Raw genomic sequence first — 20,251 nt, 5'->3', positions numbered from 1 at the left:
CTGAGCATGCATTCCGGTTGTCGTAACCATGTTGCGAACTTCTAACAATCCGATATAGGCAACCTTACGGCAATACAACTGAGCTCCTGAAATGAACGATATCGTCGGAGGTCGAAATGGGCCGAAAGCGTGGCATCGATGACAGTCGGGACAGTTCGAAACGGTCGGATATCAGCTCATTCCGTTCTTCCGAGGACCCGGATTCAGGGGAGGATTCCGGGGCGCACGCCAACGGCAATGGACCCGCGCGGCATCCGTCGCCCGACATCCTTCCACTGACCGCGGCCCAGCGGGGAATCTGGTTCGCCCAGCACCTAGCGGAATCGTCGCCGATATCCGTGGCCCAATACGTCGAGATCGCAGGCGAACTGGACGCGGAATTGCTCGCCGAGGCGTGCCGAACCGCCGGTCGTGAGTTCGGCTCCGGGCATATGCGCCTGATCGAGGTCGATGGAGAGCCGCGTCAGTTCATCGACGAGGAACGCGGCGGTCGGGTGTCGGTCGTGGACTTGCGCCGGCACGCGGATCCGGTTGCGACTGCGCACGAAATCATGGTTCAGGACTATTCCGCACCGCTGGACCTGCTGCATGACGACCTGATGGTGTGCATTGTCTTCCAGGTCGGCGCGAACCATTTCCTCTGGTACCAGCGGGCGCACCATATCGCGCTGGACGGATTCGCCGCGGTATCCATGCTGCACCGGATCACCGAGCTGTACAACGCGTGGGTGAGGTCCGAGGAAGCGCCGCCGTGCGCGGCGCAGGACCTGGCGGTCGTCGTAGAGCAGGACCTGGCGTATCGGGGCTCGGAGCGTTTCGAGAACGACCGCAGATACTGGTCGGAGCATTTGGCGGGCGCTCCTCCCGTCGTCGGCCTGTCCAGTCGCACGGGCAAGGCCACGATTCATCCGACGCTGGTGAGCACCGAATTACCGGAGGCCACAGCGCATCTGCTGGAAAGCGTCGTGCACGGGCACGGACCGAGTGTGACACCGACCATTGTCGCGGCGTTCGCCGCTTATCTCGCGCGGATGACCGGGAGCGACGAAGTCCTACTGAGCCTTCCGGTTTCGGGTAGGCACTCCGCCGTGCTGCGCCGCTCCGGGGGAATGGTGGCGAATGTCGTCCCGCTGCGCGTGCGGGTCGCGGGCCGCAGCGTGGGTGAGCTGATCGCCGCTGTGCTGAGCGAGTTGACGAGTGCGCTTCGGCGGCAACGTTATCGCCAAGAGGACATATTCCGCGATATGGGGATCGCGCGCGACGAAGCGGCATCCTTCGGGCCCGCCGTGAACCTCATGATGGTCGAGAACGAGGTCGTGCTCGGCGACACGACCGGCCGCCTGCATGTTCTGACCTCGGGCCCGACCGCCGACCTTTTCGTCAATATCTATCCGGGCGCGGGCAAAGACAGTACGCATATCGACTTCCAGGGCAATCCGAATGTTTATAGCCTCGAGGAACTCTCGGGTCACCATCGCCGATTCCTCATGTTTCTGCACGAGTTCCTGGCCGGGGGAGCGGGATGTCCGATCAGTAGTCTGCCGCTGCTGGAAGCGCAGGAACGGTCCGCGCTGCTGCCGGTGCGTGGTCCCGGCGGGGTCGAAACACGGCTGCTTCCAGAGATTCTGAGCGAGAGCGCGCGCCGGAATCACGATGCGTGCGCGATCGCCTCGGGCGGGCAGACCATGACATATGGCGAGTTGGACAGCAGATCCTCCCGATTGGCCCGGCATCTGACGACTCTGGGTTGTGGACCGGAGACGGCGGTAGCGATCATGTTGCCCCGCTCGGTCGAATCGGTGGTGGCGACGTGGGCGATCGCGAAATGCGGTGCGGCGTTCGTCCAATTGGACCCCGAGTATCCACCGAAGCGGACAGACCACATCATCGCCGACAGCGATGCGAGAGTGGCGATCACGGTCGATGCCCTGCGCGGGCGGCTCCCGCGAGAGATACATCGTGTGGTTCTCGACGACCCCGCGACGCTGGGGGCATGCGACGCTGCGGACAAGCCGATCTCCGACGACGACCGTCTCCGCCCACTACGGCCGTCCAACGTCGCCTATATCACCTATACCTCGGGATCCACCGGACAGCCGAAGGGCGTCCAGGTCACCCACACCGGCATCGCGAATCTCGTCGCCGACCGCGCCGCCACGTATGGCATCGACCCGACATCCCGTGTGTCCTACGCACTCTCGCCCAGTTTCGACGCGTCGCTGGAACAGTTTCTGACCTGCTTCGCGAGCGGATCCACGTTGGTGATCGTGCCGCCCGAGGTGACCGGCGGTGCGCCGCTCACACGGCTGCTCGCCGACGAGCGGGTGACCCACCTGACGCTGACCCCGGCGATGCTGGCGACCGTGGACCCCCAGCCGTTGACCGACTTGCGAGTGGTCGTGGTCGGCGGCGACGTATGTCCGCCGCACGTCATCGAGCGGTGGACCCCTTCGGTGTCCATGTACAACGAATACGGTCCCACCGAAACCACCGTGACGGCCGTCGGCGCCGTACTCGGACCCGGCCGCGCCCACACGGTCGGTGGCCCCATTCGTGGTGTTTCGGCGATGGTGCTTGATCGAACGCTGCAGCCGGTACCCAAGGGCACCGCGGGCGAGTTGTACCTCGCCGGACCGGGATTGGCCCGCGGATACAGCAGGCTGCCCGTCGAAACGGCCGCCCGATTCGTCGCCGATCCGTACGGCGACGAAGGCGAACGGATGTACCGCACCGGCGATATCGCCCGCTGGACCGGCGACGACGCCGAGATGACGCTGGAATTGCTGGGGCGCAGCGACTTTCAGATCAAGATCCGTGGATACCGGATCGAGCCGAGTGAGATCGACGCCGCGCTCACCACACACGAGGACGTGGATCTCGCCGTCACGGTGCCGGTGTCGAACAACGTCGGCACGACCGTGCTGGCTTCCTATGTCGTCCCGGTCGGCGGCCGTCGCCTCGATCCGCTCGAACTTCAGCGCTTCGCCCGCGATTCGCTACCGCCGCATATGGTCCCGGCCGTGATACTCGCGTTGGACGCTCTCCCGACGAACGCTTTCGGCAAGGTCGATCGCCGCGCGTTGCCGCAGCCCGAATTCGGGACCGCGCCGGTCGGCCGAGCGCCCGCCACGGCTCGGGAGAAGACCGTCGCGAGGCTGTTCGCCGAGGTGCTCGGCGTGCCGCGGGTCGGGGCGGACGACAGCTTCTTCGCGCTCGGCGGCGACAGCATTCTGTCGATCCGGCTGGTGGCGCGGGCCAAGGCGGAGGGCCTGAGTTTCTCCACCCAGGATGTGTTCGTGCACAAGAGCGTTGCCGGCCTGGCGGCCACGGCGACGGAAGCCGTCGACACCCGCGAGTTGGCCGAGTTGCCCGGTGCGGGCGTGGGACCGATGCCGCTGTCGCCGATCATGCGCGCCATGCTCGATCGTGGTCATTACGACCGGTTCGCGCAGGCCGTGCTCGTCCAGCTGCCCGAGGGGGTCGATCGAGCCGGTCTCGTGCGCGTAGTGGGATCTCTGCTGGACCGCCACGACATGTTGCGCGCGGTGCTGCGCGGCGGCGATTCGGTCGACCGGTACCTCGAGGTGCTCGATCGGGAGGCGGTCGACCCGGACGCCGCGCTCGTCGACGTTCGGCTCGATCGACGCGACGCCGCCGAGGTCGACCGCCACCTGCAGAAGGCCGCGGATCGATTGGACCCGGGCAGCGGTGTTCTCGTGCAAGCCGTCTGGATTCAGGATCGCAACCGGACTGGGCCCGACCTGATGTGGCTGGTGATCCACCATCTCGCCGTCGACGCGGTGTCCTGGCGCATCATCCTCGCCGACCTCGCGCAGGCCTGGACGCAAATCTCCAGCAGCGCATCGCATTTCGGCCCGGCCGCCACGTCGTTCCGGCGCTGGGTGCACGGCCTCGTCGTGCAGGCGCCGGGCAGGCGGTCGGAGCTCCAACTGTGGAAAGACGTACTCGCGGGTGGCGCTCCGCTCCTCGGCTCGCGCGGTCTGCTTCCGGATCGTGACGTCGGGGCCACGGCGGGCCGGGTCCGTCAGCGCATCCCGGCGGCGATCGCCGAGGCGGTGCTCACCACCATTCCGGACCGCTTCCACTGCAGTGCCAACGAACCGCTGCTCGCTGCCCTGGTACTGGCACTGGGTGAGTGGCGGCGCAGGCGCGGTTCGGCGGCGGCCGCCGGAGAGTTGATCTCGCTCGAGGGACACGGCCGGGAGGAGCGAGCCGTGCCCGGCGCGGATCTCAGCGCCACCGTGGGCTGGTTCACCACCCGCTTCCCCGTCCGGATCCACTGGGACAATATCGATCTCGATGATGCGCTGGCCGGCGGGCCGAGCGCGGGACGCGCGATCAAGCAGGTGAAGGAGCAGCTGCGTGCGGTGCCCGACAACGGCATCGGTTATCAGATGCTGCGCTGTCTGGATTCCCAGGGGAGTGCCGAGCTCGGAGAGCTGCCCGAACCCCAGATCAGCTTCAACTATCTCGGGCGGGTGGGCGCCGGTGAACACTCGGGGCCGTGGGCGCCCACCACCGAATTCACCGCGCTGACCGCGACGAGCGATCCGGCGATGGCGATGGCCGCCGTGCTCGACATCAACGCCATCGCCGAGGAAGGCAGCGACGGACTCGACCTCGACGCGACCTGGCAGTTCGCCTCCCAGGTGTTGAGTGGCGACGAGGTCGATGAACTCGCCGGGCTGTGGGCGCGAGCACTGGCGGCGCTGGCCGAGCACGTCCGGTCCGACACCACACCCGGATTCACTCCCTCCGACTTCCCGCTCACCACGGTGTCGCAGCACGAAATCGACTGCTGGCTGCGGGAATACCCGTCGATGACCGAGGTGTGGCCGCTCACCGCCCTGCAGTCCGGACTGCTTTTCCACACGATCTACGACCGGCACGGCGACGACGGCTACATCGTCCAGGCGGCGCTGACCTTCGCCGGGCCGGTGGACGCGGAGCGGATGCGGCGAGCCGCGCAGCTGCTCATCGACCGCCACGACAGTCTGCGGACCGCGTTCGTCGAGAGTGCCGAGGGGCCACGGCAGATCGTGTTGCGCGACACCCGCGTCGAGTGGAGCGAGTCGAACATCAGCGATATCGCCGAGGAGAAGGAAGCACTTCGGCGACTAGCGACGGCGGCTGCGGGTCCGTTCGACCCGGCCCGCCCGCCGCTGGTGCGTTTCCATCTCGTGCGTACCGGCGCCGAGATGTTCCAGTTGCTGGTCACCAACCATCATCTGGTTCTGGACGGCTGGTCGATGCCCCTGCTGATCCACGAGTTGCTCGCGTTGTACGCCACCGATGGCGATACCGCCGAACTCGCGCCCCCGCGTTCGTACCGAGAGTATCTGCGGTGGTTGCAAACTCGGGATCGCGCCGCTGCGATCGCCGCGTGGCGGGAGACGCTCGCTGGAATCGATGGTCCGACGCGGGTCGCGGGCGGGCCGGATCGGACCGCCACCGCGGACGCGGGTGAAGTCGGCCTGAACCTGGACGCCGCGACCACCGCCGCGCTTCTCGAACTGGGCCGCTCGCACGGCGTCACCGCCAACACGGCCCTGCAGGTGGCGTGGGCATTGCTGGTGGCCGCCATGACCGGGCGGTCGGACGTGGTGTTCGGCAATACGATGTCGCAGCGCCCGCCACAGCTTCCGGACATCGAGCGGATGGTCGGTCTCCTGGTCAACACGCTGCCCGTCCGGGTCCGGCTCGTGCCCGGCGAAACCGTTGGTGACCTGCTCGTCCGGGTGCAATCCGAGCAGGCAGCGATGTTGGACCACCAGCACATCGGTCTGGCGGAGCTGCAACGGGCCGTCGGTATCACCGATATGTTCGACACCGCGACGGTACTCGAGTCCTATCCACTCGGCCGAGAACTGTTGGCACGCAATCTTTCCGCCGCCGGATTGCGGCTGGTCGAAATCGACGCGCACGACGCGACGCCGTATCCGCTGAGTTTGCAGGTGACCCCGCCGCGTTCTGGCCGCGACGGACGACCGGACGCCGACGAGCCCGGCACTTACACGGTGACACTGAAATTCGCCACCGATCGATTCGATGCGGACGACGCCCGCACTCTGCTCGAACGGTTCGAGCTGCTGCTCAGGCAGGTCGTCACGGATCCCGGCCGGAAGGTCATCGCGATCTCCCCCTGCCGGGAATCCGAACGCACGGAGCTGCTTACGGTACGCGGCGAGGATCCGGCCGACCCGCTCGTGCTGCGCGACATCCTGTGGGGGAGCGCGCGGAGGTACCCGGATGCCGTGGCTGTCCGGTGCGGTGACACCGCGTGGACCTATCGCGAGCTGGAGCGTCGCGCCGACGCGTTCGCTCGTCTGCTTGCGGGCCACGGTGCGCGCGCCGAGTCGATCGTCGCGGTGGCCGTGCCCCGTTCGGCCGAACTGGTCGTCGCGATCTGGGCGGTGGCGAAGACCGGCGCGGCCTTCCTGCCGTTGGATCCCGACAATCCCGCCGCGCGGATCGGGGAGTTGTTGTCCGATTCGCGTGCGCGTCTCGGTGTTACCACCAGCGTTGTGGCACAGCGGCTTCCGGATACGGTCGACTGGTTGCTGCTGGACGCTTCGGCGTCGGACGCTCACGACGATCTATCCCATCCGGCCTGGAACGACCGGTTGTCCGCCGACAACGCGGCATACGTGATCTACACGTCCGGATCGACCGGCACACCGAAGGCGGTCCAGATCGGCCATCGAGGTCTCGCCGACCTGGTCATGGCGCACGTCGAAGCCTTCGGTGTGGACAAGGATTCGCGGGTGTTGCAGGTCGCGTCGCCGGGATTCGACGCCTGCCTGTCGGAATTGCTGTTGGCGCACGGCAGCGGCGCCTGTCTGGTGGTGGCGCCGCCGGAGGTGTACGGCGGCACCGACCTCGCGGAACTCGTTCGTTCCCAGCGGATTTCGCACGCGATCCTCACCCCGTCGGTGCTGAACACGATGGACCCTTCCCGGACCCCTTCGTTGACAACGCTCGCGGTCGTCGGCGAAGCTACCGGTCCGGACACCGTGCACCGGTGGGGCGCTGGGCGACGGCTGATGAATCACTACGGACCGACCGAGTGCACGATCTGGGCAACGGGGTCGGACGCGCTCGTACCCGGCGAAGCGGTGACGATCGGTGCACCGATCCGCGGCGCGTCGGCGATGGTGCTCGACGCGTGGCTGCGACCGGTGCCGGTCGGCGTCGCGGGCGAACTCTATATCGGCGGGGCAGGACTCGCCCGCGGGTACATCGATCGACCTGGCGTGACCGCGTCGCGCTTCGTCGCGGATCCGAGATCCACCCGCGGCGAGCGGATCTACCGCACCGGTGATTCCGTGCGCTGGGTGCGCGGACCCGCCGGGTTGGCACTGGAATACCTGGGCCGCTGCGATCAGCAGGTCAAGATCCACGGCCTGCGGATCGAGCCCGAGGAAATCGATGCCCACATCGCCGGACACCCGGACGTCGCGAGCGTCGCCACCGTCCCGGTGCGAGGACCCGCGGGCGAACCGGTTCTGGTGTCCTATGTCGTCGCAGCGCCGGGCTCCGTGGTGGATGTGGCGGCGATCGCCGACGATCTCGCGGGCAGGCTGCCCCGCTACATGAATCCCGCGGCGATCGTGCGGCTCGACGAGATGCCGCGCACGCCGACCGGCAAGGTCGATCGGAAAGCATTGCGGCAGCGCCCCTTCGCCGCCGACGTGGCGGGCGGTAGGCCGCCGTCGACGCCCACGGAGCAGGTCGTGGCGCAACTGTTCGCCGATGTGCTCCACCTCGACACGGTGTCCGCCGACAGCAACTTCTTCGCGCTCGGCGGTGACAGCATCGTGTCGATGCGGCTGGTGGCGCTGGCGAGGTCGGCCGGGATCACGCTCACACCGCGAGAGGTGTTCGAAGCCAAGACGGTTGCCGCCCTCGCCGCACTGGCGGACGACGTCGCGGCTCCGATGACAATCGAGGAACCACCGCGACGCACGCCGGCGGATCGCAGGCCGGAGCCCCCGCTCGTCACGCTGACCGAACAGGACCTCGATCGGCTCGAACGTCGGTACCGCGGCCTGTCCGACGTGTGGCCGCTGTCGCCCATGCAATACGGGATGCACTTCGACTCGACATTCGACCCGGAGTCCGGGGACAACTACACCGTCCAGACGATGATCGGATTGTCCGGCGCGGTCGACGGCGAGCGCCTGCGACGTGCCGCCCAGGCCGTGGTCGACCGGCACGACATCCTTCGGGCCGCCTTCGTGGAGACGGTAAGCGGGCCGTGCCAGATCGTGCTGGACCATGCCGAAATCCCTTTCCGGGAAATCGATCTCACCGGTGGTGTCGATGCCGGATCGCCGGAAGCGATCGCCGCGGCGGACGCGGCGGCGGGCTTCGACCTGTCGGCTCCTCCGCTCCTACGCTTGACAATGATCCGGCTCGAGACACGCTCCTTCCGCCTGCTCGTCACGAATCACCACGCGATCCTGGACGGCTGGTCGATGCCGTTGCTGATGCGAGAACTGCTCGACTACTACGGATCTCCCGAACACATCGACTCCGCCGGTCCCGCGCCCTCCTACCGCGACTATCTGTCCTGGCTGGCTCGGCAGGACAGCGTCGCATCCAAAGCGGCATGGGCGCAGGAGTTTTCGGATGTCACGGCGCCCACCCGTGTGTCCCGCGAAACCGCCGCGGCGGGCTCCGTATCCGCCGCCGAGGTCACGGCCGAACTCACGGCGGATCGTTTCGCGGATCTTCGTCGAATTGCGGCGGAGACGGCCGTCACCATCAATACGGCGGTGGCCGCGGCATGGGCGCTGAATCTGCGCGTCTCGACCGGTGAGACCGATGTGATCTTCGGCGCCGCGGTGTCCGGGCGGCCCCCCGAGTTGCCGCTGGTCGATCAGACGCTCGGCATGTTCCTGACCACGATTCCGGTGCGAGTCCCGCTCGAACCCGCCGTGACGGTGCGCGAATTGCTGAGCGGGATTCAGGCGCGGCACGCCCGCATGCTGGAGCATCACCATATCGGCCTGCCCGAGATTCACCGCAGCGTCGGCCTGCCCGAACTCTTCGACACCGTCATCACCTTCCAGTCGTTCCCCATCGATCGGGCAGCGCTGCAGGAACTCGTCGATTCGGCGGGCCTGCGGGTGGACGAACTCAGCGGTGTGGACGCGACACCGTACCCGCTGAGCCTGGCCGTGGAACCGAAGCAATCCGAGGACGGCGAGGCGAAGGGTCTGCGGATCGTCCTCCGATTCCACGAGCGCGCCTTCGACACCGCCTCGGCGCGCCGCATCCTCGATCGTTTCGTCGAGCTGCTGTGCCGGATCGCCGCGAACCCGGACTTGCGCCTCGGCGAGCTGCCGCTCGCCGAGGAATCGGCGCCATTGTGGCCGGTTTCCGTTGCGGAAGAGGCGATTCCGGAGACATTGGACCGCATGCTCGCCGCGTCCACCGCCGCTGAACCCGACGCCATCGCCGTGCGGTGCGGTGCGGCGGCCATGACCTACCGGCAGCTCGACGAGCGATCCACACGTCTGGCTCGGATCCTGCTGGAGCACGGCGCCCGGCGGGGGCGGGTCGTCGCCTCGGTGCTTCCGCGGTCGCTCGCGGCGACGGTCGCCGTGTGGGCCGTGGCCAAGACCGGTGCCGCCGTCCTGCCGATCGATCCGATCCTGCCGGCGGAGCGTATCGAGTTTCTGCTCTCGGACTCGAAAGCAGTTGTCGGACTGACCGATACGTCAACCGGCAAGGGTCTTCCCGAGGGTGTCGACTGGCTGGTCCTCGACACGGAGCAGACGCACGACGCCTGGGACTCGGTCCCTGCCACGCCGATCACCGATGCCGAACGCGGCGGGCCGATCCGGCGGGATCAGACGGCCTACGTGAGCTACACCTCCGGGTCGACCGGAACGCCCAAGGGCGTTCTCGTCAGCCATCGCGGCTTGACCGAGATCGTCGCGGCGCAGCGGCGAATGCTCGGCGTCGACCCGACATCGGTGGTGCTGCAGGTCGCCTCGCCCAGCTTCGACGCCTCGATCTTCGAATTGTTGATGGCGCACGGATCGGGCGGTCGGCTCGTCATCTCGCCCGCCGATATCTACGCCGGGCCCGAGCTGGCGAATCTGATGCGGCGCGAGGGCATTTCGCATGCGATAGTGACCCCGTCCGCGCTGGCGACAGTCCCGTCCGATGGTCTCGGCGGGCTGCGCGTGCTGGCGGCGGCCGGTGAGCCGGTCGGGCCGGAACTGGTCGAGCGGTGGGCGCCGAAGCGCGCCATGGTCAATGTCTACGGGCCGACGGAATGCACTATTTGGGCGACCTCCGGCGACGCATTGGTACCGGGTGCCGCGATCACGATCGGCAGGCCGGTCGGCACGGTCGCGGCCATAGTCCTGGATACCTGGTTGCGGCCCGTGCCGCCCGGTGTCGCGGGCGAACTGTACCTGTTCGGCCCCGGCGTCGCCGACGGATACGTCGCCAGGATGGCATTGACCGCGACGCGATTCGTCGCATGCCCGTTCGGCGAACCGGGGCAACGCATGTACGCCACCGGTGACATCGTGCGCCGCACCGCCGAGGGCGAGCTGGAATATTTGGGGCGCAACGATTTTCAGGTGAAGGTGCGCGGCACCAGGATCGAGCTGGGGGAGATCGACGCGGTGCTGGGTGCGCGCGCGGACGTGGCGTACGCGGTCACCGTGCCGCGCCGCGACGACGGGCGACCGACGCTGCTCGTGTCCTATGTCGTGCCCGCGACCGGCGCGGCGGTATCGGGCGAGCAGTTGCGCGCGGCGCTGGCCGAGGCGTTGCCCCGGTACATGGTGCCGTCCGCGGTGGTGGTGCTGGACGAGGTGCCGCTGACCGCCAACGGGAAGCTGGATCGCGACCGGTTGCCCGAACCGGCTGCCGTCGCGCGCGAGTACCGGGCGCCGTCGCCGGGGTTGGAAGAGTTGGTCGCGCGAACATTCGAGCAGGTGCTCGACGTGGACCGGGTCGGAGCCGACGACGACTTCTTCGCGCTCGGCGGCGATTCGCTCAGCGCCTCGCTGGTGGTGGCCCGCATAGGTGCGGCCTTGGACGTGCGCGTGCCGGTGCGATCGGTGTTCGAGGCGCCGACGGTCGGCGAATTGGCCGCGCTCGCAGGGACACTCAGCGGTGCGGGCCGGTTGCCCCTGCTGCCCGGCTTACGTCCCGACCCCGTGCCGCTGTCGCTGGCGCAGCAGCGGATGTGGTTCCTGAACCGGTTCGAGCCGGACTCCGCCGCATACAACATTCCGGTGATGCTGCGGCTGTCGGGACAGCTCGACACCGCGGCGCTCGCGGCCGCGCTCGCGGATGTGATGGCACGTCACGAGGTCCTGCGGACGATATATCCGGAAGTCTCCAGTGAGCCGAGGCAAGTCGTTCTCGACGAGCCCGCGGTGCCGATGGAGCCGATGCGGGTGCCCGCGGATTCGGTCCAGGTGGTGGTCGGCGAATTCGTCCGGCGCGGATTCGATGTGACCGCCCGCGTGCCGATGCGCGTGGCATTGTTCGAGCTCGACAGCGACACAACGGAATTCCTGCTGGTCCTGGTCGTCCATCACATCGCGGGCGACGGTCAGTCGATGGGTCCGCTGGCGCGTGATGTGATGACGGCGTATGCCGCGCGACTGGCCGGGCGCGCCCCGGAATGGCAGCCGCTCGCCGTCCAGTACGCGGATTTCGCGTGGTGGCAACGGCAGCTGCTCGGCGCCGAGGACGATCCGGCGTCGCTGATGTCCGCGCAGCTGGAGTTCTGGCGCTCCACGCTCGCGGGCGCACCGGACCGGTTGGAACTCCCAACGGACCGACCACGTCCGGCCGTCGCGTCGCTGGCGGGCGGCCGGGTGCCGGTGCGGATCGATGCGAGGCTGCACGAGCGGCTGCTCGGGCTGGCACGGTCGCGGGGATCGTCGCTGTTCATGGTCATGCACGCCGCGCTGGCAACGGTATTGGGGCGGCTCGGTGGCAGCGACGATGTCGTCATCGGCACCCCGGTCGCGGGGCGCGGCGAGCCCGCGCTGGACGATCTGGTGGGGATGTTCGTGAACACCCTCGCACTGCGGACCCGGGTGGACACGCGCGAGCCGTTCACCGACTTGCTGATGCGTGCTCGCGAGACGGATCTGCTCGCGTTCGAGCACTCGGATGTGCCGTTCGAGCGGGTCGTGGAGGCGTTGAGCCCGGAGCGATCGACGGCGCGGCATCCGTTGTTCCAGGTGGTCCTGGCGTTCCAGAACGTGTCGACGGTCGATTTGGCGCTGCCCGGCGTCCGGGTCGTGCGAACGGATGTGGACACCGGGGCGACCCAGTTCGACCTGCAACTGGTGTTGTCCGATTCGTTCGGCAGCGCCGGTGTGGCGCAAGGCATCTCGGGAACGTTGAGCTACGCGCGGGATCTGTTCGACGAGGCGACCGCGGCGGCGATCGTCCGACGGTTGGTGCGGGTGCTGGAAGCCGTCGCCGACGATCCGGCCGTGGTGATCGGGGATATCGATTGGCTGGAAGCCGACGAGCGCGCGGCGCTCATGTCGCGGGTGGGGACACGGACCATGACGGCGCCGGAGTCGTCCGGATTGCTGCCGGACGTGCTCGCCTCGGCCGTCCGCGACAACGGCGACGGCATCGCCGTTGTCGCGGGGGATGCCACGTTGTCGTACGCGGAGCTGGACGAGCGGTCCAGTCGGCTGGCCAGGGTCCTGATCGGCTGTGGCGCAGGACCCGAGCATGCGGTGCTTGTCGCGGCAGCGCGGTCGATGGAATCCGTTGTCGCGTGGTGGGCCGTGGCCAAGACGGGTGCCGCGTACGTACCGGTGGACCCCGGCTATCCCGCGAGCCGGATCGAGCAGATGGTCTCGGATTCCGGTGCGACGTCGGGCATTACGGTGTCGTCGTCGCGTACCCAAGTGCCCGATTCGGTGGACTGGCTCGTGCTCGACGACCCGGCCCTCGCCGCGTGGATCGACGCGTCGGCGAGCGGTCCGATCGGCGATGGCGAGCGAGCGCGGCCGCTGCGGGCCGCCGATGTCGCCTACGTGATCTTCACCTCCGGATCGACCGGGGTGCCCAAGGGTGTCGCCGTGACCCATTCCGGCATCGCCGACTTGGTCTCGGTGTGGCGCGCCGACCGCGAGCTTCGACACACGCCCAGGGTGTTGCATTTCGCGTCGCCGTCGTTCGACGCCGCACTGATGGAGATCCTGATCGCGGTCAGCCGGGCCGCCGCACTGGTCGTTGCGCCGAACGGGATCTACGGCGGCGGCGAGCTGGCCGAATTCCTGCGCGTGCGGCGGGTCACCCACGCCTTCCTGACCCCCGCCGCGCTCGCGTCGGTGGATCCGGCCGGGCTGGACGACTTGCGGCTGGTGATGTCCGGCGGTGAGGAGGTGCCCGCGGATCTGGTGAGCCGTTGGGCGGGCACCGATCTCGCGGGCGCGCGGAAGTTTCAGGTGCTGTACGGTCCGACCGAGGCCACGATCGCCGCAACGGCGACGGGTGCGCTGGGACCGGACGACCGGCCGACGATCGGTACGCCGCTGCCGGGAATACAGGCGCTGGTCCTGGATTCCCGGTTGCAGCCGGTGCCGGTGGGGGTGGCCGGAGAGCTGTATCTGGCGGGCCCCGCGCTGGCGCGCGGATACCTGAACAGGCCGGCGGCGAACGCGGCACGGTTCGTCGCGCATCCGTTCGGGGAACCGGGGCGTCGCATGTACCGCACGGGCGATGTGGTGCGCTGGAATACCGGCGGCGCGCTGGAGTTCCTGGGGCGCAACGATTCCCAGGTGAAGATCCGTGGTTATCGGGTCGAGCTGGGCGAGATCGACGCGGTGTTGAGCGCGCGGCAGGAGGTGGCGTACGCGGTCACCGTGGCGCGGCGGGACGACAACGGTCCGGTGCTGCTGGTGTCCTACGCGGTGCCCGAAGCCGGGGCGAGCCTGTCGGGTGAACAGCTGCGGGCGTCGTTGGCCGAGGTGCTGCCGTCGTACCTGGTGCCCGCCGCGGTGATGATCCTGGACGCGATCCCCTTGTCGCCGAATGGAAAGCTCGACCGCGCGGCGCTGCCCGCGCCCGTCGTCCAGGCCAAGCGCTTCCGGGCGCCCGCGACACCGGTGCAGGAAATCGTGGCGGGCGTCTTCGCCGACGTCCTCGGCATCGACGGTCCGGTGGGCGCCGACGACGACTTCTTCGAACTCGGCGGCAACAGCCTGGTGGCCATCCGGGTCGCCGCGCGGATCGGGGCCGCGCTCGACGCGACCATCCCGGCGTCGATGATCTTCGAGGCGCCGACTGTCGCGCGGTTGGCCGCGTGCGCCGAATCGCGGGTCGACACGGGTCGGGTGGCGCTGACCGCACAGCAACGGCCGCAGCGCATTCCGCTGTCCTACGCGCAGCAGCGCATGTGGTTCCTGAACCAGCTCGAGCCCGGCTCGGCGGCCTACAGCATTCCGATCGCGCTGCGGCTGTCCGGTCAGCTGAATCTCGACGCGCTGCGCGCGGCCGTCGAGGATGTGCTGAACCGGCACGAGGTGCTGCGGACCGTGTACCCGTACGGCGAGGGCGAGCCGACGCAGGTCGTCCTGCCCGCCGCCGAGGCGGTCGCGCCGGTGACCGCGATCCCGATCGCGGAACATGAACTGGCCGAAACCTTGTCGGCGTTCGTCTCGACGGCGTTCGATCTGACGGTCGAGACGCCGGTGCGGATCCGGTTGTTCGAACTCGGGCCGAACGACTGGGTCCTGGCCGTGGTGGTGCATCACATCTCCTGCGACGGGTCATCGCTCGCCCCGCTGGCCCGAGACACCATGACCGCGTACGCGTCCCGCCTGGCCGGGGAGACGCCGAGCTTGCCGCCGCTGCCGGTGCAATACGCCGACTACGCGATCTGGCAGCGGGCCGTGCTGGGGACCGAAGACGATCCCGACTCGCTGCTGCGCGCCCAGATAGACTACTGGACAGTCGAATTGGCGGACCTACCGGTTCTGCTGGAGCTGCCGACCGACCGGCCGCGTCCGCCCGTGCAGACCCATGCGGGCGCGAGCGTACCGATCACCGTCGGCGCCGATCTGCACGCGGGATTGCAGCGGGTCGCGCGGGCGCACAACACGACGCTGTTCATGGTCTTCCACGCCGCCCTGGCGGCCACGTTGGCCCGGCTGGCCGATACGGACGACATCGCCATCGGCACACCGTACGCGGGACGTGGCGAGCCGGAACTCGACGATCTGGTCGGCATGTTCGTCAACACACTGGTGCTGCGGACCCGGTTGACCGAGGGGATGACCTTCACCCAGCTGCTCGAGCAAGTGCGCGGAACCGATCTGGCCGCGTTCGGGCACGCCGATGTTCCGTTCGAGCGGCTGGTGCAGGAGCTGAACCCGGTGCGGTCGCACGCCCACCATCCGCTGTTCCAGGTGATGCTGGCCTTCCAGAACGTCGGTGGGGCCGAGTTCGAACTGCAGGGGCTGTCCGCGTCGGCCATGACGGCCGACAACGACACCGCACTGTTCGATCTGCAGATCGCGGTCTCGGATTCCTACGACCCCACCGGAGCCCCGGCGGGCGTCACCGGCGCGGTGACCTACGCGAGCGACCTCTTCGACGCGACGACGGTGACCATGATCGTGGATCGCCTGCTGCGATTGCTCGGCGCACTGGCGACCGATCCGGCGCAGCCGGTGCACGAGGTGGATCTGCTCGGCGCCGAGGAACGGGAAGCGGTTCTGACGCAGTGGAACTCGACGGAACATCCGCTGCCGCCCGGCGAGACGCTGGCTTCGATTTTCGCCCGCTCCGTGCGGGCGCACGCGGATCGGCCCGCGGTGGTATTCGGCAAGGAGATGCTGACCTATGCGGAATTCGCCTCGCGCGTCTACCGATTGGCGCGGTGGTTGATATCTCGCGGCGTGGGGCCGGAGTCGTTGGTAGCGCTGCGGATGCGGCGCTCCCTGGATCAGGTCACCGCCATGTACGCGGTGCACGCCGCGGGTGGTGGGTACGTGCCGGTCGATCCGGATCTTCCCGCCGACCGTATCGCGTACATGCTGTCGATCGCGGCACCGGTGCTGGAGCTGTCGTCCCTCGATGGGCTGGAGCTGTCCGAATTCGCGGATACGCCGGTCACCGATGCGGATCGGCCCGCACCGCTGCGACCGGACAACGTCGCCTACGTGCTGTTCACCTCCGGGTCGACCGGGCGGCCGAAAGGTGTTGCCATATCGCATTGTTCGGTGGTCAACCAGGTGCGCTGGTTCAGCGGACGCTGTGCGCTGACGCCGGAAGACGTGGTGTTGCAGAAGTCCCCCGCCACATTCGACATGTCGGTGTGGGAACTGTTCGCGCCGTTGGCCGTGGGAGCGCGCATGGTGATCGCGCGAGCCGACGGGCATGCCGACCCCGCCTATCTCGCCGAAACCATTGCCACCCAGCGGGTCACGGTCACCGCGTTCGTGCCGTCGATGCTGGCGGTATTCGCGGACGCGGCGCCCGCGCGGTCGCTGGAGTCGCTGCGGACGCTGATGGTGGGCGGTGAGGCATTCGGCGCCGAGGTGGTGGCCGCGGTGCGGCGAACGGTCCCCGGGATCGCGCTGCACAATCTGTACGGTCCGACCGAGTTCGCCGTGTGCGCGACCGCGCATCGGGTGACCGAAGCCGACAGCGGGAACATGCCGATCGGCACACCGGTATGGAACTCGCGGGCGTACGTCCTCGACCACCGGTTGCGTCCGGTACCGCCCGGTGTCGCCGGGGAGTTGTATGTGGCGGGCGTGCAGCTCGCCCGCGGTTATCGGTCGCGACCGGGCCTCACCGCGGAACGGTTCGTGGCCGACCCGTACGGTGACGGCGGTCGCCTCTACCGCACCGGTGACTTGGTGCGCCGCCGCCACACCGGCGAGTTGGAATACTTGGGCCGCACCGATTTCCAGGTGAAGCTGCGCGGGCTGCGTATCGAACTCGGCGAGATCGAGGCGGTACTCGCCGAGTACCCCGGCATCGCCCGTGCGATCGCCGCGGTGCGCTCCGCGGGCGCGGTGGAGCACCTCGTCGGCTACCTGGTTCCGGTCGCGGGCGCCACGGTCGACACCGCGGCCGTCTCGGCGCACGCGGCGACCAGACTGCCGGACTACATGATGCCCACCGCGATGATGGTGATCGACGCGGTGCCACTGACCGCGTCGGGCAAGCTCGACCACACCCGGCTACCGGAGCCGGTGCTCGCGGTAGGGGAGTTCAGGGAGCCTTCGTCGCCGCTGGAAGGGGCGGTCGCCCGGGCCTTCGCGGCGGTACTCGGCGCGGATCGGGTGGGCGCCGACGACGACTTCTACGCGTTGGGTGGTAACTCGCTGAAGTCGGTGCAAGTGGTGAACGAGTTGCGGAAAGAACTCGACTACGAGGTTCCGATCGCCTGGATGTTGTCGGATCCCTGCCCGGCCGACCTGGCGAAGCGGATCGAATCCGGCATGCGCTCGGGTCCCGCCGTCGAGCGGACCGATCACGGCTTCGACGTGCTGCTGCCGATCCGGACCGACGGTGCGCGACCGCCACTGTTCTGCATCCACCCGGCGGCCGGCCTGTCGTGGTGCTACCGCACACTCGACCGGTATCTCGCGGACGGCCGACCGATCTACGGCCTGCAGGCGCCGCAAATCGGCGGCGAGGTCCCCGGCCCGACCTCGATCGAAGACATGGCCCGGCGCTACTTCGACGAGATTCGCGCGGTGCAGCCGCACGGCCCCTATCACGTGCTCGGCTGGTCGCTGGGCGGTGTGATCGCCCACGCCGTCGCGGTCGAGATGCGCGCCGCCGGTGAAGATGTCGCACTGCTTGCCCTGTTGGACGCCGAGGTGGACGGCGTCGAGGAGCCGACGTTGCCCGCGGTCACCGCGGGCGAACTGATCAGCAATCTCGGTCCGGTCCTCGGCGTCGATTTCGTGAACGCCGAGGCGACCGCCGAAGAGGCCGCCGATCTGATCGAACGGCACCTGGGGCGCGGTCTCGGTGTCGACGCCGCACGGATCGAGCGCCTGACCGATGCCTACAACCTGGCGATTCGAGCGGTGAGTGCGTGGCGGCCCGCGGTCTTGGACAGTGAAATGCTCTATTTCACCGCGACACGGGAACGGCGATCCGACGCCGCGGGTCACGAGGGATGGACGCGGGTGGTCCGAGGACAGATCTCGGCGTTCGACATCGATGCGACCCACCTCGGGATGACCGAACCGGATGCGATGGCTCAGATCGCCCGGATCCTCAACGCGCGACTGGAGTGAGGTCCGCGTTCGTGGATGCGTCGGATTCCTCGGTTCGGTTGCCCTCTTGCGGGAGGGGCTTGGTGATTCCCACCAGCGCCCCGATCGACGCTCCGAGCGCCCCGCCGAGCACGGCGGCGGGGATGGCGACGACGGTGGCGCCGACGGCCGCGCCGAGGAGCGGGCCGACGACCAAGCCGGTCGGCAGGAACGGGATACCGACGATGAACCCGGCGGCCGCGCCTGCCATCGCGGCGGCTACCGCGACGGGCGCGGACAGTCCCGCGGCGATGCCTGCTCCGATCGCCGCGCCGACGCCCGCGTCCACGGTGGTGACGGTGCACCGTTGGGGATCGACGGGGATTTGCGCGCAGAACGCCTGGAGCTGCTCCTGATTCACGGCCGGAGGCGCGTCCGGTGCGTCGATCGTCTCGATTCGATTCCGGCTGTCGGCGAGGGGATTCGCTGTGCCGATGGCGCCGGGGCGCGTGTCCGCTGCCGGTGCGGTGTCGACCGGCGGCTGGGTCAGCAGAACGATCAAGCTCTGCGACGCAAGGGGATCTCGCCCCTGCTCGTGGTGCGTTGCCGGCGTGGCGGGTGTTTGTGCGGTGGCATCCGGGGACGCGTTGGCGACTCCGGTTCCGAGCAGGACCGCGAGCGGCAACATGCTCGCGATCACCATCGGACGCGACCGACGACCGGCTTCCGGCATTCCGCACCTCCTGGACGTCTACCTCTTAGCGCTTATGGACCTCGAGTGTTGTCGCACGTTGCGGCGCAGACAGCTTAAGCGGTCGGCACGGCAGGACCAGGGAGAACTGCCGTGTCCCGTGTCGGTTGCGTGTTTGCTCAGCTGCGGGGAGAGGGTCCGTCCGCCGAGCTGTGCGCGGCGGCGCGCCATTGGCTTGGGCTGCGGCCGTGACGTCGACGGAACCAGCGGGAGAAGTTGCCGGGTGACGAGAACGCGAGCAGCTCGGCGATCTCGGTGAGCGTGTGGCGGCCGTTGGTGACCATGTGCCGGGCGAGTTCGGCGCGAGTCGCGTCGAGCAGGGTGGTGAAGGTCTCGCCTTCGGCGGCCAAGTGGCGGTGAACGGTGCGGCGGTCGACACCGAGGCTCCTGGCGATCTGGTCGACCGAGCAGCGTCCGGTGGGCAAGAGCAGTTCGATGAGCTCCCGGACGCGTTCCAGCGTGGTGGCCGCGCGAGTGTCGCGGGGTGAGTCGAACAACTGCTGGGCGTAGGCGCGCAGCTGCGGGTCCGACATGGCGTTCGGTGCGTCGAGATCGGTTGTGTAGGTGAGGATTCCGTTGAAGTCCTGCTCGAAGGCGACCTGTGGTCCGAGGACGCGGTGGTGCGTGCGGCGGTCACGCGGCGCGGGGTGGGTGAAGCGGACTTCCGCCGGCTGCCAAGTGGTTCCGAGGAATCCGCGCAGGAGTCCGTGCAGTACGCCGACGGCGAGTTCGATGGCTTGCCGGGTTTCGCCCGGGCTGCCGAGATCGAGACTCAGGCGGATGGCGGCGATGCCGTTGTGCTCGGTGAGCCGGGTGCGCAGGGACTCGTTGTACATGTGCTCGTGGCGGGAAAGGACCCGCAGGGCGCTGCGGACGTCGGGTTCCTCGCGGATGACCACGCTGAGCGGGCCGAGGTTGGCGAATCGGCGGCGTTCGGCAAGGCGTAGCCCGAGATCCTCGCACCCGGCGGCGGCAGCGGTGCGTTCGAGCAGATCGGCGATGGCGGCGGCGGGTACCCACCGGTCCTGCAAGCTCAGGCCGGCCGGGTCGAGTCCGGCTGTGCGGAGCAGCGTGATCGGGTCGAGGCCCAACGAGCGGCCCAGTTCGACGTAGCCGTGCAGCGCGGCATAGCGGGCCAGCGGCTTCAACGCATCCTCCTGCCGTCCCGAAGTGAACAGTTTTCTGTCCCGCAAGGATAAGCATCGTGCCGCCTTGCGACCTACTGTGGGTCTCATCACAGCGAGCG

3 protein-coding genes are annotated in these 20,251 nt (G+C 68.5%); 1 reads left to right on the top strand and 2 read right to left on the bottom strand.

Features of this window, described 5'->3' with window-relative positions:
• Nucleotides 1-116 precede the first annotated feature (116 nt).
• Nucleotides 117-18,296, top strand: a complete 18,180-nt coding sequence (locus CRP45_RS05985) for an amino acid adenylation domain-containing protein (RefSeq protein ID WP_097244122.1) — start codon at nt 117-119, stop codon at nt 18,294-18,296.
• Here CRP45_RS05985 and CRP45_RS05980 read toward each other — a convergent pair.
• Both CRP45_RS05980 and CRP45_RS05975 read right to left on the bottom strand, forming a co-directional pair.
• Nucleotides 18,277-18,987 carry a hypothetical protein gene (locus CRP45_RS05980; protein ID WP_143861357.1) on the bottom strand — a complete coding sequence of 237 codons (711 nt, stop codon included), beginning with the start codon at nt 18,985-18,987 and terminating at the stop codon, nt 18,277-18,279. The two genes, CRP45_RS05985 and CRP45_RS05980, sit on opposite strands and share 20 nt — an antisense overlap.
• A gap of 137 nt (nt 18,988-19,124) precedes the next feature.
• A complete protein-coding gene (locus tag CRP45_RS05975; protein WP_097244120.1) occupies nt 19,125-20,153 on the bottom strand; it encodes an AraC family transcriptional regulator in 1,029 nt (342 codons plus the stop codon).
• Nucleotides 20,154-20,251 lie beyond the last annotated feature (98 nt).

The organism is Nocardia amikacinitolerans, from assembly GCF_900215415.1.
Taxonomy (GTDB): Bacteria; Actinomycetota; Actinomycetes; order Mycobacteriales; family Mycobacteriaceae; genus Nocardia; species Nocardia amikacinitolerans.
The sequence above is the reverse complement of the archived record's forward strand: the minus strand, read 5'-3'. Positions and strand labels throughout refer to the sequence as shown.